The sequence below is a fragment of the Xanthomonas sp. NCPPB 3582 genome (assembly GCF_041475735.2).
GTDB lineage: Bacteria > Pseudomonadota > Gammaproteobacteria > Xanthomonadales > Xanthomonadaceae > Xanthomonas > Xanthomonas codiaei.
In genome coordinates this window covers 1,057,669-1,079,886 of the sequence record NZ_CM192968.1, presented here as the reverse complement: position 1 = coordinate 1,079,886, position 22,218 = coordinate 1,057,669, and the positions used below count along the sequence as shown (strand labels likewise).

At 65.7% G+C, this 22,218-nt stretch carries 14 protein-coding genes and 1 riboswitch; of the genes, 5 read left to right on the top strand and 9 right to left on the bottom strand.

Annotated features, from left to right (window positions below):
• Nucleotides 1-32: 32 nt before the first annotated feature.
• The gene (locus tag ACCQ05_RS04605; protein ID WP_104539941.1) at nt 33-596 is read right to left on the bottom strand and encodes an adenylate kinase; all 564 of its coding nucleotides are present in this window, start codon (nt 594-596) and stop codon (nt 33-35) included.
• A 157-nt stretch (nt 597-753) separates the two neighbouring features.
• On the opposite strand from ACCQ05_RS04605, the gene ACCQ05_RS04600 reads away from it, so the two are divergent.
• Nucleotides 754-2,010: a 6-phosphofructokinase gene (locus ACCQ05_RS04600; RefSeq protein WP_372393055.1), complete on the top strand. Its 1,257-nt coding sequence runs from the start codon at nt 754-756 to the stop codon at nt 2,008-2,010.
• 377 nt (nt 2,011-2,387) lie between these two features.
• Here the strand turns inward: ACCQ05_RS04600 and ACCQ05_RS04595 are convergent, their stop codons facing one another.
• Nucleotides 2,388-2,912, bottom strand: coding sequence for a hypothetical protein (locus ACCQ05_RS04595; protein ID WP_228961896.1), 525 nt, complete (start codon nt 2,910-2,912; stop codon nt 2,388-2,390).
• Nucleotides 2,913-3,159: 247 nt separating this feature from the next.
• Here ACCQ05_RS04595 and ACCQ05_RS04590 point away from each other — a divergent pair, with 247 nt between their 5' ends.
• Nucleotides 3,160-5,187: a sodium-translocating pyrophosphatase gene (locus ACCQ05_RS04590; RefSeq protein ID WP_228961895.1), complete on the top strand. Its 2,028-nt coding sequence runs from the start codon at nt 3,160-3,162 to the stop codon at nt 5,185-5,187.
• Nucleotides 5,188-5,459: 272 nt separating this feature from the next.
• On the opposite strand, the gene ACCQ05_RS04585 is transcribed toward ACCQ05_RS04590, so the two are convergent.
• Nucleotides 5,460-5,942 (bottom strand): hypothetical protein, encoded by a 483-nt coding sequence (locus tag ACCQ05_RS04585; RefSeq protein WP_228961894.1) that lies wholly within the window; start codon nt 5,940-5,942, stop codon nt 5,460-5,462.
• A gap of 197 nt (nt 5,943-6,139) precedes the next feature.
• Here ACCQ05_RS04585 and ppa point away from each other — a divergent pair, with 197 nt between their 5' ends.
• Nucleotides 6,140-6,676 carry an inorganic diphosphatase gene (gene ppa, locus ACCQ05_RS04580; protein ID WP_104539936.1) on the top strand — a complete coding sequence of 179 codons (537 nt, stop codon included), beginning with the start codon at nt 6,140-6,142 and terminating at the stop codon, nt 6,674-6,676.
• 149 nt (nt 6,677-6,825) lie between these two features.
• Entirely contained in the window at nt 6,826-7,941 is a 1,116-nt protein-coding gene (locus tag ACCQ05_RS04575) for an HDOD domain-containing protein (RefSeq protein ID WP_104539935.1), read from the top strand.
• Between the two features lie 449 nt (nt 7,942-8,390).
• Here the strand turns inward: ACCQ05_RS04575 and ACCQ05_RS04570 are convergent, their stop codons facing one another.
• The 4 genes from ACCQ05_RS04570 to thiC all read right to left on the bottom strand — a co-directional run bounded on the left by ACCQ05_RS04570 (nt 8,391) and on the right by thiC (nt 16,962).
• Entirely contained in the window at nt 8,391-11,279 is a 2,889-nt protein-coding gene (locus ACCQ05_RS04570) for a TonB-dependent receptor plug domain-containing protein (RefSeq protein WP_228961893.1), read from the bottom strand.
• A 48-nt stretch (nt 11,280-11,327) separates the two neighbouring features.
• The gene (locus ACCQ05_RS04565; RefSeq protein ID WP_372393054.1) at nt 11,328-12,221 is read right to left on the bottom strand and encodes a helix-turn-helix domain-containing protein; all 894 of its coding nucleotides are present in this window, start codon (nt 12,219-12,221) and stop codon (nt 11,328-11,330) included.
• A gap of 110 nt (nt 12,222-12,331) precedes the next feature.
• Complete coding sequence (locus tag ACCQ05_RS04560) at nt 12,332-14,659, bottom strand: winged helix-turn-helix domain-containing protein (protein WP_372393929.1); 2,328 nt, start codon at nt 14,657-14,659, stop codon at nt 12,332-12,334.
• 425 nt (nt 14,660-15,084) lie between these two features.
• Complete coding sequence (gene thiC, locus ACCQ05_RS04555; RefSeq protein WP_372393053.1) at nt 15,085-16,962, bottom strand: phosphomethylpyrimidine synthase ThiC; 1,878 nt, start codon at nt 16,960-16,962, stop codon at nt 15,085-15,087.
• A 113-nt stretch (nt 16,963-17,075) separates the two neighbouring features.
• Nucleotides 17,076-17,174, bottom strand: a riboswitch (TPP riboswitch).
• Between the two features lie 577 nt (nt 17,175-17,751).
• Here thiC and ACCQ05_RS04550 point away from each other — a divergent pair.
• Nucleotides 17,752-18,195: a hypothetical protein gene (locus ACCQ05_RS04550; RefSeq protein ID WP_372393052.1), complete on the top strand. Its 444-nt coding sequence runs from the start codon at nt 17,752-17,754 to the stop codon at nt 18,193-18,195.
• Nucleotides 18,196-18,383: 188 nt separating this feature from the next.
• On the opposite strand, the gene ACCQ05_RS04545 is transcribed toward ACCQ05_RS04550, so the two are convergent.
• Nucleotides 18,384-20,222 (bottom strand): methyl-accepting chemotaxis protein, encoded by a 1,839-nt coding sequence (locus ACCQ05_RS04545; RefSeq protein WP_372393051.1) that lies wholly within the window; start codon nt 20,220-20,222, stop codon nt 18,384-18,386.
• An 81-nt stretch (nt 20,223-20,303) separates the two neighbouring features.
• Nucleotides 20,304-22,013 (bottom strand): gamma-glutamyltransferase, encoded by a 1,710-nt coding sequence (ggt, locus tag ACCQ05_RS04540; RefSeq protein ID WP_372393050.1) that lies wholly within the window; start codon nt 22,011-22,013, stop codon nt 20,304-20,306.
• Nucleotides 22,014-22,218: the final 205 nt, after the last annotated feature.

The following is a 22,218-nucleotide window of genomic DNA, read 5'->3' as shown; positions in this document are numbered from 1 at the left end:
AAGGGCCGGGCATTGCGCCCGGCCTGGCGAACTCAGCGCCCGAGCGCCTTGCTGATGCGCGCGAGCACTTCGTCCAGCGAGCCGACGCCATCCACGCGCGCCAGCTTGCCGCGCTGCTCGTAGAAGCCGATCACCGGCGCGGTCGAGTCGGTGTACACCTGCAGACGCTTGCGCACCGATTCGGGATTGTCGTCTTCGCGGCCCTCGGCCTTGGCGCGGCCGGCGATGCGCTCGACCAGCAACTCGCTGGCCACATCCAGCTGCACCACCGCATCCAGCGGCTGACCGATCTTGCTCAGCAACGCTTCCAAGGCATTGGCCTGCGCCACGTTGCGCGGGTAGCCGTCGAGGATGAAGCCCTTGGAGACGTCGGGCTGACCCAGACGCGCCTCCAGCATGCCGAGCAGGATGTCGTCGGACACCAGATCGCCGCGTGCCATGACTTCCTTGGCCTTCAAGCCCAGCGGCGAGCCGGCGGCGACTTCGGCCCGCAACAGGTCGCCGGTGGAGATGTGGGGGATGTCAAACGTGTCTTTGAGACGTGTCGCCTGGGTGCCCTTGCCCGAACCGGGCGGTCCCAACAGAACCAATCGCATCAGTGGACTCCACTTTCGAAGAAAAACGCGTTGCGGTTGGCGGCGTTAGACTCAGGTCTTCGCCAGCGCTGACCGTATGGTCGTGCAGCTTACCGCATCCGGGGAATGTCCCGGCACTGTCCCTTGCGCCATCGCCCATGTGAGGAGCCTGTCCACTATGACCACCGGCAATCTGTTGTATGCCCAGTCTGGCGGCGTCACCGCCGTCATCAATGCCACTGCCGCCGGCGTGATCAGCGAAGCACGCGCGCGCAAGATCAAGGTGCTGGCCGCGCGCAACGGCATCCTGGGCGCATTGCGCGAAGAGCTGATCGATACCTCCAAGGAGTCGGCCGCCGCGATCGCCGCGCTGGCGCAGACGCCCGGCGGTGCATTCGGCTCGTGCCGCTACAAGCTCAAATCGCTGGAGGACGACAGCGCCAAGTACGAACGCCTGCTCGACGTGCTGCGCGCGCATGACGTGCGCTGGTTCCTCTACAACGGCGGCAACGATTCCGCCGACACCGCCTGGAAGGTCTCGCAACTGGCCAAGGCCTATGGCTACCCGCTGCACTGCATCGGCGTGCCCAAGACCATCGACAACGACCTGGCAGTGACCGACACCTGCCCGGGTTTCGGCTCGGCCGCCAAGTACACCGCAGTGTCGGTACGCGAGGCCGCGCTGGATGTCGCCGCGATGGCCGACACCTCGACCAAGGTCTTCATCTACGAAGCCATGGGCCGCCACGCCGGCTGGCTGGCCGCAGCGGCGGGGCTTGCAGGTCAGGGCCCCGACGACGCACCGCAGATCATCCTGCTGCCCGAGCGTGCCTACGATCAGGCCGTGTTTCTGGCGAAAGTGAAGCAGGTGGTGGAAAAAGTCGGCTGGTGCGTGGTGGTTGCCAGCGAGGGCATCCAGGACGCGCACGGCCGCTTCGTCGCCGATGCCGGCGGCGCCGCCGACTCGTTCGGTCATGCGCAACTCGGCGGCGTGGCCGCGTTCCTGGCGGCACAGGTCAAGCAGGAGCTGGGCTACAAGGTGCACTGGACGCTGCCCGATTACCTGCAGCGTTCCGCACGCCACCTCGCCTCCAAGACCGATTGGGAACAGGCCCAGGCTGTCGGCAAGGCCGCCGTGCAATACGCACTCAAGGGCATGAACGCGGTGATCCCGGTGATCGAACGCAGCAGCGACGCCCCGTACCGCTGGAAGATCGTGCCGGCCCCGCTGCACAAGGTGGCCAACCACGAAAAGAAGATGCCGCCCAGCTTCCTGCGCAAGGACGGCTTCGGCATCACCGAACGCGCCCGCCGCTACTTCGCCCCGCTGATCAAGGGCGAAGCGCCATTGGCCTATGGCAGCGATGGCCTGCCCAAATACGTCAGCCTGAAGAACGTGGCAGTGGCGAAAAAGCTGCCGGCCTGGGAGGGCTGAGTCCAGCCGGGCCGCCGCGCTCCAGGTGCTGACGCATCAGCACCTGGACAGGCAGGCGGTGGCATGCAGCCGCGTCCCGGCACCAGCCGAATGGCACGGCGACATCACCGGAAAATGTGCGTGGCAGCTGGCTTCGACATGGATGCGACACAGGAGCGGCAGCCGGTGCAAGTGTGTTGGCTATCTCAGGGCGCTGCGGCGCGCGTCGGGATGGAATGCATGAGAACCGGCCGGCGGGGTGCATCACATCTCTAAACCCCGGCGACACTGCTCACCCAGCGAGTCATCCAGCTTGGTGGCCAGCGATGTCAAGGCGCCCTCGCCAGGTCGATCCCCAGCGTGATCCATCCACGCAGTGCGTTGACGACCCGCACCACCTACTGGCAGGCCTTGCCTTCCAGGGTTTGCTGGGCGGCGAACATCGGCACCTGCGGCATTTTGCCGGCAGCGGCCTGCTGCTTGGCATCTTCCAGATAGATGCGCGACTGACCTTGCCCGTCCAGCTGCGGCTTGGCATCCACCGGCTTGCGCCAGATGCGCACCACCGCCTGCTGGCTCGGGCAAGCCGCACTGGGAACACGGATCACGTCGTTGAAAATCCAGCCCGACGCCACGCTGGGCGCGGCCTTGGCGTAGTCCACCAAGCGCGCGCGCGGCTGACAGGTCGGGCTGCTGCGCACCACCGAGAAGGTGTACGGCTGCGCGGCATTGCCGGTGAACACGCCTTCCAACCGTGCGCACGCTTCCGGAATCTGCCGCAAGGTGTGTACTGCCCCGACCGCCTGCGCGGCACCGGGCGCACGCGCTTTCAGTTCCGGCGCGGGGTCTGCAGCAAAGGCGCTGCCGGCGAGCAGCAGGGCACTCAACGCTGCGGCATAGCTGGACGCGGCATGGCGGGACATGGCGACTCCTTGGATCGGTTGATCGGATGGTCCGCAGGCTGTCACGTGGCAACTGAACAACGCGCCAAGCCATGATGGCTGGCAGCCACGCACTCGGCGGCGCATACTCGGCCGCGATCCGGCCACTTGAACATCGCGACGCGCATTGTGGCCCTTGCGGCCGTCGAGTTCGTATTCGCCGTCTACTCGTCGTGCATCGCCCCCTGGTTCATCCCGACCGGATGACATCCATTCTCTGGGAGGGGTCATGCTGGAACATTACGGGTTATCGCTTGCGCTGGGATGTGCGGTCCTGGCAATCGTCTACGGAATCGTGTCGGCGCGCTGGGTGGTGGCGCAGCCAAGCGGCAACGCCCGCATGCAGGAGATCGCCGCTGCGATCCAGGAAGGCGCACGCGCCTATCTCAACCGGCAGTACCTCACGATCTCGATCGCCGGCGGCGTGCTGTTCGTGCTGGTCGGGCTGTTCCTAAGCTGGTACACCGCGATCGGTTTCGCACTGGGTGCCGTGCTGTCCGGGCTGGCCGGCTATATCGGCATGAACGTCTCGGTGCGCGCCAACGTGCGCACCGCCGAGGCCGCACGCGACGGGATCGGCAAGGCGATGGATGTGGCGTTTCGCGGTGGCGCGATCACCGGCATGCTGGTGGTGGGCCTGGGCCTGCTCGGTGTGGCCGGCTATTACGCCGTGCTGCAGCGCCTGGGGCTGCCGCTGGAGCAAAACCTGCACGCCCTGGTCGGGCTGGCGTTCGGGTCATCGCTGATTTCGATCTTCGCGCGCCTGGGTGGCGGTATTTTCACCAAGGGCGCGGACGTGGGCGCGGACCTGGTGGGCAAGGTGGAGGCCGGCATCCCCGAAGACGACCCGCGCAACCCGGCGGTGATCGCCGACAACGTGGGCGACAACGTGGGCGACTGCGCCGGCATGGCAGCGGACCTGTTCGAGACCTATGCAGTCACCGTGATCGCCACGATGCTGCTCGGCAGCCTGACCCTGGCCGAGACCGGGCCGCATGCGGTGCTGTATCCGCTGGTGCTTGGCGGGGTATCGATCATCGCGTCGATCGTCGGTGCGGCCTTCGTCAAGGTGAAGGCGGGTGGCTCGATCATGGGAGCGCTCTACAAGGGCGTGATCGTCTCCGGCGTCCTGGCCGCGCTGGCGTATTGGCCGATCACCCAGGCGCTGATGCGCGACAACAGCCATGGCGCCACGTCGTTGTACGTATGCGCCTTGATCGGCCTGGTCCTCACCGGGCTGATCGTGTGGATCACCGAGTACTACACCGGAACCCAGTACAGGCCCGTGCAGCACGTGGCATCGGCCAGCACCACCGGCCACGGCACCAACATCATTGCCGGCCTGGGTATTTCGATGAAGTCCACCGCACTGCCGGTGATCGCCGTATGTGCGGCGATCTGGGCCGCGTTCCACTTCGGCGGTTTGTACGGGATCGCCATCGCAGCCACCGCCATGCTGTCGATGGCCGGCATGATCGTGGCACTGGATGCCTATGGCCCCATCACCGACAACGCCGGCGGCATCGCCGAAATGGCCGAGCTGCCGCCGGAAGTGCGCAACATCACCGATCCGCTGGATGCGGTAGGCAATACCACCAAGGCAGTGACCAAGGGCTATGCGATCGGATCGGCGGCGCTGGCCGCGCTGGTGCTGTTCGCCGACTACACCCACAACCTGCAGGCCGCCAATCCGAACGAGGTCTTCGCCTTCGACCTGTCCGACCACACGGTCATCATCGGCCTGCTGATCGGCGGCCTGATTCCCTACCTGTTCGGCGCCATGGCGATGGAGGCCGTGGGCCGCGCGGCGGGCGCGGTGGTGGAGGAAGTCCGCCGTCAGTTCCGCGAGATTCCCGGCATCATGGCCGGCACCGCCAAGCCGCAATACGACCGTGCGGTCGACATGCTGACCCGCTCGGCGATCGGCGAAATGATCGTGCCCTCGTTGTTGCCGGTGGTGGTTCCGATCGTGGTGGGACTGTTGCTGGGGCCGCGCGCGCTCGGCGGCCTGCTGATCGGCACGATCGTTACCGGCTTGTTCCTGGCCATTTCCATGACCACCGGCGGCGGTGCCTGGGACAACGCCAAGAAATACATCGAGGATGGCCATTTCGGCGGCAAGGGCAGCGAAGCGCACAAGGCGGCGATCACCGGCGACACCGTGGGCGACCCGTACAAGGACACCGCAGGGCCGGCCATCAACCCGTTGATCAAGATCATCAACATCGTGGCGCTGTTGCTGGTGCCCTTGCTCTGAGCGAAGCGTGCCATGCGCCTGGGCTTCGCTGGCAGTTCGCAGTGCGGCCCGGCCCGGCCGGGCACGGTCGCCAGGTCGAGATATCTGGCCCAGTACGGGGCGGCGAGCCGTCCCCGGCCGCTGCCATGCGGCCGGCTGCACCATCCTGCGCCGTGACCGGATGGCCGCCGGCGCATGCGGTGCTGCAAGCGACGTACTCGCCTGCGATGGATGGCGCCGACCGTGTCGAGCGGACCATCGGCCCGCAACCTGGGCGGCTCGCCTCGGCGCCATCACAGGCAACCGATCAGGCCGTCGTAGATCGCCGGCGCACCGCCCGGTAGCGGTTCGAACAGCGGATTGGTCACCGCAAGCACGCGATACATCTCGTCCAGGCGGGTTCCAGCCTTCACGGGCGCGGTGCAGCGCCAGACCCGGCTGTCGGAGCGCAGGTAGCCGCTGCGGGGATCGACGCCGACCTCGCTGGCGCCGAAGGTCCAGATGCAGCTGCGCACCACGCCGGTGAGGCGATGCACCGAGCAGCGAAAGCGCAGCGGCTGGTAGTCGCTGAATTCGCCACCGCAGAAAGTGTCGCCGCAGATGTTGTCGAAATCACGGTCCAGCCGTTGCTCCAGATCGATGAAGGCCTCCCAGCCCTCCCCATTGGACGGCCAGTCCACGGCGTCAATGTAGGTCGGTGGTGGCGTTGCCGCAGCGGCGGCATGGGCGCAGAGCGAAAACAGCAGTACGACGAGCAAGCGCGTGGTCCTGAGCATGGCGGTTCCCGAGCGGTGGATGAGCCTGCAGCGTGCGCCGCAGGGCCGACCTGCAGGGATCGGGGCCTTCCCTGTGATGAATGCAGGCTATGCCGCATGCGGGCGTCAGAACGGTGCCTATTCAGTGTCGCTGCAGCGCAACAGCCGAACGCGTAGAATCGCGCTCCACACACTGCTGACGCCTCGGAGCTACGCGCATGGGTCTTGAACTGGTCACCTCTGGCAAGAATCTGCCGGAAGAAATCAACGTCGTCATCGAAATCCCCAAGGATTCCGAGCCGGTCAAGTACGAAGTGGACAAGGCCAGCGGCGCGATCTTCGTCGACCGGATCCTGTCGACCCCGATGCGCTACCCCTGCAATTACGGCTATGTGCCCAATACCCTGTGCGGCGACGGCGATCCGGCCGACGTGCTGGTGGTGCTGCCGCTGCCGCTGGTCCCGGGCTCGGTGGTGCGCTGCCGTCCGGTGGGCGTGCTGCGCATGAGCGACGAGGCCGGCGGCGACGAAAAGATCCTGGCGGTGCCGATCGAGAAGATCTTCTCCGGCTATGCGCATATCGAAGATATCGACCAGGTGTCCAGCCACTGGCTGGAGCGCATCGGCCATTTCTTCGAGCATTACAAGGACCTGGAGAAGGGCAAGTGGGTCAAGCTGGACGGCTGGGGCGGCGCGGCCGAGGCCAAGCGCATCCTGGTCGAATCGGTGGAACGCTATAATTCCGACGTGCCCTGAGTCGTCGGCCGTCACCTTGGCTCCGTGAGCACGGAGCGACCGGGATCACGCTTTTGCCGTGATCCCGGTGACCGCTGCCGGCAGATTGGGTACATTGCCGGACTGCGTTTGGCCGGCGCCTTGCCGCCGGTGACTTCTGGGGAAGTGTCTTGCGTATTCTGTTTGTTGGGGACGAAGCCAGCCTGCCGTCCGACCTGGTCGATTACGTCTCCGATCTCGGCGACCAATGGCAGGCGCAGCAGGTGGCCGATGGAAATTCGGCGATCGAAGCTGCCGCGCTGTCGCCGTTCGACGCGGTCATCGTTGCACCGATCCTGCCCGACCTGACTGCCGCCACCTTGCTGGGGCAGATCCGCACCTTGCGCCCGGATACGATCCGGATTGCGCTGATCGATGCCCAGGATGGCCAGCGCACGCCGCCGGCCCGCATCATCGGCGTGGCCCATCGCTTCCTGCCGATGCCGCTGGCGCCGGAAGTCCTGCTCGAGGCCGTCACCAGCCTGGAAGAGCTGCGCGACCTGCTCGGCAACCCGCGCCTGCGCGCGGCCATCGGGCGGATCGAAAAGCTGCCGTCGCCGCCGCATCTGTATCTGAGCCTGATGCATGCACTGGAAGAAGACGATGGCGCCGATGCGGCCGACATCGCCAAGCTCATTGCCGGCGATCCGGCGATTGCGGCCAAGGTGCTGCAGCTGTGCAACTCGGCGTTCTTTTCCGGCGGGCGCAGCATCACCGACCTGCGCACGGCGGTGACCCGCCTGGGCGTGGCGACGCTGCGCGACCTGGTACTGGCAAGCGAAGTGTTCTCGGTGCAGACCCTGACCCCCGCCGAGCGCAGCGCGATGCAGCGCCGCGCCCTGCTCTCCTCGCGCCTGGCGGCCAAGGTATTGCCACCGACCAGCGCGGAGCTGGGTTCCACCGCCGCGCTGCTGGCCGATATCGGCCTGCTGCTGCCCGGCGTGCGCGACGAGCGCGAGCCGCTGCCGGAAGGCGGCGACGAGCGCCTGGGCCATACCGAAGCCGGCGCCTACCTGCTTGGCCTGTGGGGCCTGCCGATGCCGATCATCGAAGCGGTGGCCTTCCATCGTCACCCGCAACGTTCCAGCCTGCGCAGCTTCTGGGTGACAGGCGCGGTGCATGTGGCCACGGCACTGGCCAGTGGCGAAACCGTGGACGAGGAGTATTTGTCCAAGGTCGGCGTAATCTCCCGCCTGCCCACCTGGCGCGAACAGGCCGATACCTTGCTTGGCCTTGCCGAGGCATGAGCGGCGGCCGCCCAGGGCAGCGATGCAAGTAGCGAGAAGGCGCGATGGGATCGCGCCTTTTTCTTTGGCCCTTTGCTGCGGGATGACGCGCGCGGGATGGGCACTCGGGGTCACTGCCGAGCGGTGACTTCAGCCTCCGCGCAACGCGCTATCCGCCAAGGAGGATCCAGACCCGAAACAGCTGCGTTCCAAGCCAGACCGAGGTTGCGACACGGAAACGCGAGCCCCTGTCGTTGAAGAGTCGTGGACCGCACACACGCGCAGGGAATGTTGTGGCATGCCCCGGCTCCGGTTGCAGCGCGTCCAGGCGGTCCCGGGGCGCGCCAGCCCTCGGCGCCACACGGCAGCCGCGCGACTGGCACGCACCACCACACCTTGAACGCAGTCGAACACGGACATAAAAAAAGCGGGCCTTTCGGCCCGCTTCTTCTTTCACGTCGCTTCGATGATCAGAAGCGCTGGTTGTACTGCACGAACAGGAAGCGGTCGTAATCCAGCATCGGATCGATGGCCGCGGTGCTGCTGTTGGTGATCGAGTAGGTCACCGGCGGCTGCTTGTTCCAGATGTTGCGGGCGCCGACGGTCACGCTGCCATCCCACGGAGCCTGCCAGGTGACCGAGACGTCCTGGTAGGAGATCGAGCCCTTCTTGTTGGAACCGGTACCGCCGCCCCAACCCGGGTTCGGGGTCTGGTAGTTCGGATCGTTGCACTCGATCCCTGCCGAGGCATCCCAGCAGTAATCGCGGAAACCGCCGTAGTAGCGCAGGTTCCAGTTGGCCGACAGCGAACCCAGCGACCAGTCCACGCCCAGGGTGGCGCGCACGCGCGGAAAGTTCCAGTAGCCAGCATCGTTGGCCCACTCGGCACCGGCTTCGGCCTGCGTCTTGTAGGTCGCCAGGTAGTTGGTGTCCAGGTTGACGGCGAACTTGCCGTAGGCGGTTTCCGGCATGCGGTAACGCACGCCGAAGTTGTAGCCTTCGGTTTCCAGACGACCCAGGTTGACGTTGCCGCGGCTCAGCGTGGTGACCTGGCCGGTGACCGCGTCGCGACCGTAGTCGGCGCAGTAGCTGGCCAGGTTGTTGAGGTAGCAGTTGTTCAACACATCATTGGCTGACAGCGCCGTGATGATGTTGGAGATCGAAATGCGGTACCAGTCCAGGGAGAAGTCCAGGCCCTGCACCCAATGCGGGCTGTACACCATGCCCGCGGTACGGGTGATGCTGTATTCCGGCTCAAGCTCAGCATTACCAACGCCTGCATTGAACGGAGCATTACCCTGCTCGTCGCGCTGGGTTACTGGGTTGTTCGCAGTGTCAGTTTGACGGAAGTTGCCTGCCAAACCTTCACTTGCGCAACGCGCCGCTACACCGGCATTACCAAGCGAGCCGAACGTTGCGTCGCAAGGGTCCGTGAAGTAATCGAAGCTCTGGGAACCACCGCCGAAGGTATCATCAAGCGTCGGCGCACGGAAACCGGTACCGTAGGTACCACGCACCAGCAGGTCGTCGATCGGCTTCCAGGTGAAGCTGAACTTGCTGTTGGTGGTGTCGCCGAAGCGGCTGTAGTTGCTGTAGCGCGCAGCCACATCGAACGACAGCTCCTTGGCGCCCGGCAGATCGCTCAGCACCGGGATCAACAACTCCAGGTAGGCTTCGTTGGTCTGGTAGCGACCTTCGGTGGCCTGTGCAGCCAGGTCGGTGGTGTAACCGGCGCTGGACAGCTGATCCGGATAGTCGTAACCGCTGATTTCGCGGTGCTCGACGCCTGCGGCGAAGCCCAGCTCGCCGGCCGGCAGATCGAACAGGCCACCGGTGATGTTGGCGGTCCACTGCTTGCTCAGACTCTGCTGCGTGGACTGCGTCAGCGCATTGATGTACTGCAGCGCGTTCGGGGTGGACGCCGAGGGGCCGCCAAGGATGTTGAACGGGGTGCACTGGCCCAACGCGTTGCTGGTGCCCAGCGCGATCGGAGCCGCCGCGGTACCGCACTGCACCTGACCCTGCGCATTGAGGAACGACGGACCCAATGCCTTCTGCAGCGCCAGCAGGTTGATGTTGCCGCGCGAGACCTGCGTCACGTCGTACTTGTTGTAGTTGAAGCCCACGTCCCAGTTCCAGCCGTGGCTGCCGACGTCGAACACGCCTTCCAGCGCTGCATCGAAATGCAGGGTCTTGACGTTGCTTTCGGTGGTGCGCGGCAACTCGACGGTGCGGCGGAACCAGCTGGTGATGTCCTGGCCGACCGGGTTGTAGTAGCTGCTGCCACTGATGGCGACCGGGAACTGCGGCTGCGAGGCGGCCTGCAGCGGGTAGCCGGCGATCTGACGGTTCGAGTCGCGCTCGGAGTACATCGCGGTCGACTTGAAGGTCAGGCTGTCGGTGAAGTTGTAGCTGCCGGTGGTGAAGATCGACTTGTTGCGGCTGGACTGCTGCAACATCATCTGGTCGACGGAGTTGTAGTAGTCGTCGGTGGTGATCTCGTTGTGGTAGTTGGCGAGATTGCGCGAATCGGCGCCCACGCCACGCCCATCGAACGAACCGGTGTGGTTGAGGATGTAGGTTTCGCCGTTGGAGGTGAAACGACCCCACGGGCCGGTCGCGCTCAGGCTGTCTTCGATGTGGTTCGGACCGGACGAGTAACGGGTCAGCGCACGGTCCTTGGCCCACACCGGATCTTCGTTGGTGTAGTTGGCACCGAACACCAGCGAGGCGCGGTCGGTGGTGGTACCGGCGGTGAAGGAGTACTGCTCCTTGGAACCGTCGCCGCGACCGTTCTGGCCGAAGTAGGCCGAGGCCTCGGCACCGTCGTAGTTCTGGCGCAGGATGATGTTGACCACACCGGCCACGGCGTCGGAGCCGTAGATCGCCGAGGCGCCGTCCTTCAGGACTTCGATGCGCTCGATCAGCGAGCTCGGGATGGTGGACATGTCGGTCAGGCCGTTCAGGCTGCTGGTCCAACGCTTGCCGTTCACCAGCACCAGGGTACGGTTTTCGTTCAAGTTGTAGAGATTGACGTACTGGCCGCCTTGTTCCGGATCGGAGGTCAGCACGGCAGCCTTGCTGTAGGTCTGCGTGCCGGCGATCGACAGGTTCTGGAGGATGTCGCCAACGCTGACCAGGCCGGACTTCTGGATGTCCTGCTGAGTGACGGTGAACACCGGCTGTGCGGTTTCCACGTCGACCGAGCGGATGCGCGAGCCGGTGATTTCGATGCGGTCCAGGGTCGTGGTCGACGGGGCGGACTGCTCTTGTGCATTGGCGGCAAAAGCCGGCGTCAACGCGATCGCAATACCGGCGGGCAACAGGCCCAGCCGCACTGCGGAGGTGCGAAGGTTCATCAATCTCTCCAGGGTTCGTTAGTGGCGCGTTAAGCGCCCCTGTGCAAATTACGATTGCGTGAACGCCGTCGCTTTGCGCGTCACGCTACGTGGCTTTGCCGAATCTGGCGAATTGGCCGCCTGGTCGCGGTAGTGCGATGCAGAAACCCCGAAGCGCGCGCGAAACGCACGCGCGAAACTGCAGCAGTTATCGAAGCCGCTGGCGGCGGCCACCTCACCGATCATCATCGAGGTGTCGCGCAACAGATCGGAGGCGCGCTCCAGCCGCAGGCGCGCCGACAATGCCTGCGGGCTCTCCTCGTACAGGCTCTGAAACGTCTTGGAGACATACCAGCTGGAGAAGTTGGTCAGCTGCGCCAGTTCGTTGATGCGCACGACGCGGTCGCTGTTGCCTTCCAGATACAGTCGGGCGCGCTGCATGCGACCGAACACCTGCCGGCGGCGGCTGCGTGAGCGGCCCGGGCAACGTTGCTCCTGCTCGATGAAGTCGCGCTGCATCGCTGCCAGATGCAGCAACAGCGGGCGTGCCGAGGCGCTACCGCTCTGCACTGCTGCGTTACGCCACAGCCGCAAGGCGATGCGCAGATCGCTGCGCGACAGCTGGCTGCGACCCGGATACAGCGTGGCGTCGGTCAACTCGGCCAGCGATTGCAGGCTATCGCCATCGAGACCGACACCGACGCAGAGCGCACTGCGGTCGGCCTGCACGGTGGGATGCGAATCCTTGTCGAAGGCGATCCAGTCGCCGGCGCGCAGGCGGAAACGCCCTTCCTTGGATTCCACCCATGCGCGTCCACGCAATTGCACCCACAGTGTGAATGTCGCAGATGCGGTGCGGATGCTGCCGAGGCGCGAGACGGCCAGACACGTGGTCGAGGTCGATTCGCTGGCATTGTCCAGAGACAATGCAAGACCGCGATCGGCAGTGATGACCTGTTGCATGTTGGCAGCCCCATGTACAAAAGAGGGCGTAGTGTTTTGCCGAATCTGGCGCGGGTCAGGAAGTTCTGACGAAACTGTGCCGAAATCGCCACGAAACCTTTCCGAAGAACTTACGAGGTCATTTTCCTCATTAGTATCAATAGGCTGGAGACAAGGCCAGAGGCGAGCGACGACCGCTCCGGCAGCGCCATGTAGGCGATCGCGCTGCCGTCTTCCTGCGCCAGCGCCACGTACATCGCATCGCTGCGCGGATCCACGCTGAATCCGTTGATGGTGGTGAATTTGTCCACGTCCAGACACTGCCCTCGCCCGCCGCGCAGCTCGCTGTCGTAGGCCGCACAACTATCGGTGGACGACAGGTAATGCAGCCGGCCGTCCGCGCCCGGCGACCAACTGCGATACCGCCAACGCGATGGCTGCTGCGTATCCACCGGCCGCACGCTGTCTGCGGCCAGCGTCGGCGCGATCTGCCACAGCCCGGCGCCACTGAGATGCGTGAACAAGACCTGCCCGCTGCCGCGGTCCAGGCGCAGTTGCGAGACATCTTTCAGGGTGGCCAGCGCACGCCAGGGCCGGCTGCGCCGGTCGTAGAGCGTGGCGAAGGTATGCCCGTCGTCGTCGGCGGCAACAACCAGTATCCGGTCAGGATCGGGCAGATGGATGGCCTGCAGCGGCCGTGCCTGCGGAACCGGCAGGCGCACCGCCCTGCCGGTGGCCGGAGTCACTTCGAACAGCGCTGCGTGTCCCTCCGCATCGCTGCCGCTGACCAGCACCTGCCGCGAGTCGGCCGACCAATCCGCCGCCTGCCGCGCGTCCGGCCGTATTCCTTCGATCAAGCGCACCGACGCCGGTTTGGTGACATCGCCCCACCACAGGCCGTAAGTCCCGGAGCGGTTGGAAGCGAAGATGAGTTGGCGCCCATCCGGGGCAATCATGGGGTGGTCGTCACGCCCATTGGACGCGAACAGCCGGCGTCGAATGTAGCCACCATTCATCGGATCGTGGATGACCTGATACACGCCGAATTGCGGCTTGCGCTGGACAAATACCAGGTGGCCGTGCGCCACGTCCGGTGCTTGCGCGTCGTCCACGCCCAGATCGTGCAGGCTGCGGTCGACCAGATCGAGCCGGTATAGCCGCGCTTCGCTGTCGACGCGGCGCCCGAAGATCAGGCCGCTGCCGTCGGGCAACCAGCTCCAGCCGCGGATGTCGGCGTTGTCGTGGGTCAGGCGTTCGGCGGTGCCACCGCGTGCAGGAATCCGCCAGAGATCGCCGAGCTGGGGGTTGCGCAGGAACACGATCCAGCGCCCGTCCGGGGAATAGCGTGGCGCATAGTCGAAATCGGTTGGCTGCGCGTCGTATGCCAGCTCCTGCCACCGACCGGTTTCCAGGTCCAGGCGCCGGATCCCCGGCGCGCCCTGCACACCGGTCATGCTGCCGAACAGTAATGCGCGGCCGTCGGGCGTCCAGCTGAAACTGAGCATGTCGCTGCCATCGCAACGCATCACCTCGCGCGAGGCGGCAGCGCCGGCCGCCGCGGCGATCATGATTCTGCAGCTACCATCCGGCGCCTGCCGCGAGAATGCGATTTGGCGCCCATCCGGCGACCAGGCCGGTAATCGATCGGAGACGCCAGGTGCAGGCGTTTCCAGCACACGCGGATAGGCGTTGTCGGTGGTCTTGACCAGGATCGACGTGCCCACTCGATCGCCGGTCAGCGAGGCATAGGCAACCATCGCGCCATCGGGCGACAGGCTGGGGGTGAGATCGAACCCGCCGCCTGCGGTGATCACCTGATACGGCCGCTTGGGACTGCCTGGTACCGCCGGTGCCGACGCAGCCGTATCGGCCGCCTGCGGTCGCAGCCACAGCGTGCGCGCCGCAAGCCCCAGCACCACTAGCAACGCCAGGCTGGCAACGGCCAAGGCCATCCAGCGGCGCCGATGCGGCGCTTTCGCTGTCGCCGGTAAACGCTGCGCGGCCTCATGCTGGCCCGCATCCGACCCGGCGTGCATCGCCGGAATTGCGGGCGGCGCCGGGTGCTCGGGCAGCGGCTCGCCGGGCGGCATGGGCGCTTGTGGCACCTGCACCAGGGGAGACTCGGCATGCAGGTCCCACGCCACTGGCGCCATCAGGCGATAGCCGGACTTGGCGATCGTCTCGATATGGTCCGAACGCTGACTGCCGTGGCTGCCCAGCGCCTTGCGCAACTGCGTAACGGCCTGGGTGACGACATCATTGCTGGGCAAGGTGTCGGGCCAGACCTCGGCCAGGAGTTGTTCGCGCGTGACCACCTGCCCAGCTTGCCTTGCCAGTGTCAGCAACACCGCCAGGGATTTGGGCGCCAGCCGCAGCACGCGCCTGCCGCCTGGCGCATGCACCTCGCGCGAGGCAATGTCGATCACACACTGCCCGACACGCAGTCGGCCAGAGGACAGTGCAGTAGCGGGAGAAACACTCATCGGCAAAGAACAGGCATCGGCATGCAAGAGCCACAGAAGACGCAACACACCGGATGCGAAGCGCCAAATTCAGCAAAGGACGACGACCGACTGTGTCATGCATCCATTTGGTGCAAATTTTACGCTATGGCCCGTTGCTTCCTATGCCGGGCAGTGACGTCAGGCTCTCTCTCTCTCGCCGACGAATTCAAATAATCACGATGTTTCCTTCGCGCCTTCTGGCGCGATTTTTTTATCTGCGATTCAGTTAGACGGCCCGCAAGCCTTGAAATCTGTAACCGCTTGCAAATCGGTTGCAGTGTGGCACTTGCGGGAGCCGCTGGAATCTGCGCAAAAATTTGCTGAACTGTTCCTAAGCAGCCCCCGTGTCACGCAGGCTGCCGTGCAACCAAGTGACAGGGCTACGACACGCGGTACACCTGCGCGCCCTGGTCCAGAAATTCCGCCGCCTTCTGTTCCATCCCTGCCGCCAGCGCGCCCTCTTCGCCCAGGCCATGCTCGGCAGCGTAATCGCGCACGTCCTGGGTGATTTTCATCGAACAGAAGTGCGGACCGCACATCGAGCAGAAGTGCGCCAGCTTGTGCGCATCCTTGGGCAAGGTTTCGTCGTGGAATTCCCTGGCCTTTTCAGGGTCCAGGCCCAGGTGGAACTGGTCGTCCCAGCGAAATTCGAAACGCGCTTTGCTCAGGGCGTTGTCGCGCACCTGCGCGCCGGGATGGCCCTTGGCCAGGTCGGCGGCATGCGCGGCGATCTTGTAGGCCATGATGCCGTCGCGCACGTCCTGGCGGTTGGGCAGTCCCAGGTGCTCCTTGGGTGTGACGTAACACAGCATCGCCGTGCCATACCAGGCGATCATCGCCGCACCGATGGCGCTGGTGATGTGGTCGTAGCCGGGCGCGATGTCGGTGGTCAACGGCCCCAGGGTGTAGAACGGCGCTTGTCCGCATTCGCGCAGCTGCTTGTCCATGTTTTCCTTGATGAGCTGCATTGGCACGTGGCCCGGCCCCTCGATCATGGTCTGCACGTCGTGCTTCCACGCCAGCTTGGTCAACTCGCCCAAGGTTTCCAGCTCACCGAATTGCGCGGCGTCGTTGGCATCGGCGATGCAGCCAGGGCGCAACCCATCGCCCAGCGAGAACGCCACGTCGTAGGCCTTCATGATCTGGCAGATGTCTTCGAAATGGGTGTAGAGAAAATTTTCCTTGTGATGTGCCAGGCACCACTTGGCCATGATCGATCCGCCGCGCGACACGATACCGGTGACACGCCGGGCGGTCAGCGGCACGTAGCGCAGCAGCACGCCGGCATGGATGGTGAAATAGTCCACGCCCTGCTCGGCCTGCTCGATCAAGGTGTCGCGAAAGATCTCCCATGTCAGCGCCTCGGCGCGCCCATCGACCTTCTCCAGCGCCTGATAGATCGGCACCGTGCCGATCGGCACCGGCGAATTGCGGATGATCCATTCGCGCGTCTCATGGATGTGCTTGCCGGTGGACAGGTCCATCACCGTGTCGCCGCCCCAGCGGATCGACCAGACCAGCTTTTCGACTTCTTCGGCAATGCCCGAGGACACCGCGCTATTGCCGATGTTGGCGTTGATCTTGGTCAGGAAATTGCGCCCGATGATCATCGGCTCGCTTTCCGGATGGTTGATGTTGTTCGGCAGGATCGCGCGGCCGCGCGCGATCTCCTCACGCACGAACTCCGGCGTGATGCGCTGCTGGATCGCCGCGCCGAACGGCTCGCCGGGGTGCTGCTTGCGCAGTGCCGCATCGGCAACCGCCTCCAGCCGCTGGTTTTCGCGAATGGCCACGAACTCCATTTCCGGGGTGACGATGCCACGACGTGCGTAGTGCATCTGGGTGACATTGGCGCCGGCGCGCGCGACCCGTGGCAGACGCCGCGCTGAAAAGCGCACCCCGTCCAGCCGCGCATCGTGTTCGCGGGCGCGCCCGAAGCTGGAGCTGAGTTGGTCGAGCACCACGGTGTCGTCGCGTTCGGCGATCCAGTTCGCACGCAATGGCGCAAGCCCGGCCGCAAGATCGATCGCCGCCTGCGGATCGGTGTACGGCCCGGAGGTGTCGTAGACGCTGAGCGGCGGATTGTCTTCGCCACCGAACAAGGTGGGCGTGCGGGTCAGCACGATCTCGCGCATCGGCACCTGCAGATCGGCGCGCGAGCCGGACACGAAGATCTTGCGGGAACCGGGAATCGGCCGGGTCACGGCCTCGGACAGCGATTGGGCGTGTTGCTGCAAAACGGTAGGCGCGGCATTCATGGCATTCGTCCTGTGTGCTGGGGACCAGCGCTAATGGCGCTGGCTCTGCGAGAAAGTCGCAGTACGGACGAAGCGGCGGCGCTCAACACGGATCGCCCGTGCAGGCACGGACCATCGCATCTAACGAAGCTTCCCTACGCCGGTATGAGCCGGATCAGGTTCGAAGGGACTATCTCAACCGCAACGGTGCCGCGGTACCCCCACTTCGGCGGCGATTAAACCACATCGCCAAGACAGGCGGCATGCGCCAATGCAGCCAGGCCGTGCGTGCCGCCAACACGGCTCGCCTCGCTACAGCTGAACACATGCCGCGCCCCTGACATACACCGATATCTTCAAGGCACGCCCCCTCGCTAGCCTGCCCGCATAACGACAAGAAACTGCTCTCTCTCCCTGCCGCCGACCTTCGGCGGTTTTTTTTGCAAGCCAGCGATCGCCGCAACCCGTTATTTTTTCGTGAAACGGGCAAGCGAATGCGTGGGACGCCGTGCGCTGTCTGGGTAGTGAGCGTAGGGCGGGGAGCGGCCGGTCACCGCCATACGCTTACACGGGCATCTCCTGGAACCACGCTGGACGCGTTCATGCTGATAGACCATGATTCGCCGCCTTTCTGACTGGATGTCACCGACCATGCGCTCGACAATCGCACGCCGCCCATTGACCGATGCCGAGGCCGCAGCGTTGCAGGCGCGCTGCCCACCGAACTGGGAGTATTTGCACTTCCATGCAGGCGAGGAGTGCTGCGACGGCCCACTGCGGATCGATGGCGCGCTGGAGATCGAGCAGGACGTGCTCGTGGTGCTGGGCGACGTCGAGTGCGACATCCTGTTCGTCAACGATATTGCCAGCCTGATCGTCGCCGGCGACCTGCGCGCCCGCGCAGTCATTGCCAATGGCGAGCTGTACGTGTTCGGCGATCTGGACTGCCAGACCCTGGTCGGCCTGTCCTACGGCGATCGCGTCTTCGGCTGCACCGGGAACGCCCGCGTGGGTGCGCTGATCGAGGACGTGCACACCTTCGATTTCGTCGGCATGTTCGAGGCTGACCTGATCGCACCGGAATCCAACATCATTGCTCTGCCGAACCATGCGCGCATCGCCCGCGATTTCCGCGCCGGCGTGACCCCCGAGCAGTTGCGCGAAGTTTTCGTCGAGACTGTGTTGCAGGATGACACGCTCGATGTCGACAGCGTCTGCAGCGCACTCTGGGCAGGCCAGTCGCCGCCGCGCTGAATCCACGCACGGCACGATAGGCGCAGCCTTGGGAACGCCATTGCCGGCATCGGACTCCTGTCTGTAAGCCGCTGCGCCGTGCCTGCTCGCGTCTGCAGCAGCGCTGAGAGCAGCCCTGGGCCGACAATGTCGTCAATGCCCGACAGCAATTACTCGCTCTGGGCATACCATGCCCGCCCGCACGAGGCTTACTCCAGGGTGTACCCCACCCGCAGGCCGCCCCAGTGCTTTCGGCCGACGAAGATCGGCGCGGACAGATCGAACATGATCTGGCCGGTGTCGCGGCGGTAGACCTGCAGCCGATACGGATCGGTGTGCGCGCCGACGCTGCGGCCGACGCGGTCGCTGAACTTGCGCTTGGTGCGGTTGCCGACCAGGTCGCGCTTGGGGTCGCCGGTCAGCGGCTGGGTGAAGCGCAGGTTGTGGGTGGGCACGTAGCCGTCGGGATTGGCGCAGATCGCGAACACGATCCACGGATGCGCTTCCAGCAGCGGCTCCTGCAGCGGCGGAAGCAGCTGATCGCAGAGCGCGTCGAAGTCGGTGCTGAACTTGGCCGGCTCCACGCCGGGGATCGGCGTATAGGTCCGCGCGAACAGCGACGCCTCGTCGATCTGGCCCCGTGCGATCGCCTGCGCCAGGGCCGTGCCGATCTTGGCCGCCGTGGCCACGGCAAGCTCCTTGACGCGGGCGTGCCGCGGCACCTGCAGTGGGTCGGCCGGCAAGCGGAACAGGCCCACGCAATCGCGCAAGGTTTCGGTGCCGCGCTCCAGCGCTTCGCTGCGTTCGGCCACGTGCGCGGCATGTTGCAGATTGCTGCGGCCCAGCGCGACCACGCCGTCCACCGCATGCTCGATGCCGCGAATCTCGCCGTCCTGGGCCTGGATGCGCCCGGCTACCGTGGTCATCGCGGCGCTGGCCTGGCCGAGCACGCGGGTGATGCCATCGAGCACGGCTTCGGTGCCGCGCGCAGAGGCCGCGCCCTCGCCCACTGCGGCGCTGGTTTCGGCCAGGATCGCGCGCACGTCGCGGGCGGCGGCGGCGGCGCGTTCGGCCAGGCGGCGGATCTCGGTGGCGACCACGGCGAAACCGCGCCCGGCCTCACCGGCATGCGCCGCCTCGATGCTGGCATTGATCGAGAGAATATTGGTCTGGAAGGCAACCGAATCGATGACTTCGATGACCTCGCCGGCGCGCGCGGCACGGCGCTCCACCTCGTGCATGGCCTGGCCCAGCGCATGCGCCGCGGCCACGCCCTGGCGTGCGCTGTCGTCGGCACTGGCGGCCAGCGCGATCACCTGCGCCAGCTCGGCATTGACGTCCTGCAGGCTGGACGAGAGCCGCTCCACGGCCGTGCGCGCCCCGTCCAGGGCGTCGGTCTGTGCCTGCGACTGGCGCACCATCTCATCGTTCTCGGCCACCAGCGGCGGCACCTCGGCGGCGATCTGCACCGACAGCGCCACCGCCTGGCGGATCGCTTCGGCCAGATTGCCGAACCCGGCCTGCAGCCGACGGCCCATCTCGGTGTCGGCCAGGCCTGGCGGCAGCAGCAGTTCCAGTTCGCAGCCGGCCAGCGCCTGCGCGGTGCGCTCCAGCACGGTGCGGTCCTCGTGCTCGGCCTGCAGGCGCGCGACCAGAGGCTGCAACAGCGGCGAGATCGGTACCGGGCGGCTGTCTTCGGCCAGACGGGTGGCCTCGCGCAGCAGGACCGCGGTTTCCACATGCGGCAGCGACAACATCCAGCCGCCATGCTCGCGGTCGCGCAGATAGCGCACACGCCGGGCCGGATCGTCGCCCGGCGCGGCCCACACGCCTTCATCGCCGACCAGATCGGCCGTACTCAGGCCCCACAGCACCGCAGCCGGTGCACCGATCAGATCGCCGGGCGCCTTGCCCAGCACATCCAGGCCGGCGCGATTGCAGGCCACCACGCAGGCCTCGGCCGACAGGCGCAGCAAGGCCACCGGTGCGTCGGGAAGCAGGGCCGCCTGGGTTTGCGACGGCACATCGGGCTGTTGCATCGAGTTCATGGGGGAAGTCCTGATCCATCGCTATCGTTAGCGGCGCGTCGTAGCGGGAATTGAGCCACAGACTCGGCCGTGGCGGCGCGCTCAGTAGCCGGCCGCCTGCCCGTCCTTGCGGCTTTCCGACGCGCCGTAATAGACGCCGCTGGCCGCATCACGCGCGATCGCCTGGTAGCCGCCGTACGGGCCGTCGGCAAAGATCACCCGGTGCCCCTTGCGCATCAGCGCGCGGATGGTGTCATAGGAAAAGCCGGTTTCCAGATTGACCTCGCCACCATCGCTCATCGCGGTGGCCTGGCCGGTGGGCTCGGTGGACCCCTCGTGCTGGATGCGCGGCGCATCGCCGGCCTCCTGCAGGTTCATGTGGAAGTCCACCAGGTTCATCACGATCTGCACGTGGCCCTGCGGCTGCATCGCCCCGCCCATCACGCCGAAGCTCAGCCACGGCTTGCCATCCTTGGTGACGAAGGCCGGGATGATGGTCTGGAACGGCCGCTTGCCCGGCGCATAGCCGTTGGGGTGGTCCTTCTTCAGCACGAACATCTCGCCGCGGTCCTGCAGGATGAAGCCCAGCCCGGGCGGCGCCATGCCGCTGCCCATGCCACGGTAATTGGACTGGATCAGCGACACCATCATGCCGTCGGCATCGGCCACGGTCATGTAGATGGTGTCGCCCTCCTCCAGCTGCCTGGGCGTGCCGGGCTGCACTTCCTTCAGCGCCTTGTCCATCGAGATCAGCGACCGGCGCTGGGCCGCGTGCTCCTTGGACACCAGCCTGGCCAGCGGCGCGGGCTGGAACGCCGGGTCGGCGTAGAAGCGCGCACGGTCGGCAAAGGCCAGCTTCTTGGCTTCGGTAAACAGGTGCACGTGCTCGGCCGAACCGAACGGGATCTTGGAAAAGTCGTAGCCCTCCAGGATGTTGAGCATCTGCAGCGCGGCAATGCCCTGGCTATTGGGCGGCAGCTCCCACACGTCATAGCCGCGGTAATTGGTGCTGACCGGCTCCACCCACTCGCCCTGGTGGCTGGCCATGTCCTCATAGCTCAGATACCCGCCATTGGCCTTGAAGTAGGCACCGATGGTGCGCGCGATCGCGCCCTTGTAGAACGCCTCGCGGCCGCCATCGGCGATCTGCTGCAGGGTGTTGGCCAGGTTCGGGTTCTTCCACAGCTCGCCCTTGCGCGGGGCATGGCCATCAATGGTGAACTGTTCCTTGAAGCCGGGGTACTGCGATAGCCGCGGCACCGAGCGGTCCCAGTAATACGCAATCGTTTCGGCAACGGGGTGCCCTTCGCGGGCATAACGGATCGCCGGCGCCAGGTTCTGCGCCATGGGCTTGCGGCCGAAGCGCCCGTGCAGCGCAAACCAGCCATCCACCGCGCCTGGCACCGACACCGGCAGCGGGCCGGTCGGCGGAATGTCTTTCAGCCCACGGCGCTGGAACTCTGCCAGGGTCAGCGACTTGGGCGAACGGCCCGAGCCGTTGTACCCGTAGAGCTTGCTGGTCTTGGGGTCCCAGACGATGGCGAACAGATCCCCACCCACGCCGTTGCCGGTGGGCTCCATCAGGCCCAGTGCCGCATTGGCGGCGATCGCCGCATCCACCGCCGAGCCGCCGTCCTTCATCACATCCAGCGCGATCTGCGTAGCCAGCGGTTGCGAGGTGGCGGCCATGGCATGCGGGGCAATCACTTCCGAGCGGGTGGCGAACGGCTGCCCGGTGATGCGGTCGGCAGCGCCGAGGGGCGGCGCGAGCAGCGCCAGGGCAGATACCAACAAGACAGGTACGCGACGCATGTGCAGGCAACTCCCCGTGGACACGACAGTGGATGATGCACCATACCAGCGGCCCGGCTTGCGGCTCGTATCGTCGCAGCGAGCTGCGATCAACCCGCGCAGTTGGTGATCCAGGTCGGCCCTAGCGACCGTCAGGCGATGCGGTTTCAGCGGTAACCATGCTGCTGCCATGCGGCTTCGCACGCTGTGCGCAGCAGGCCCACGG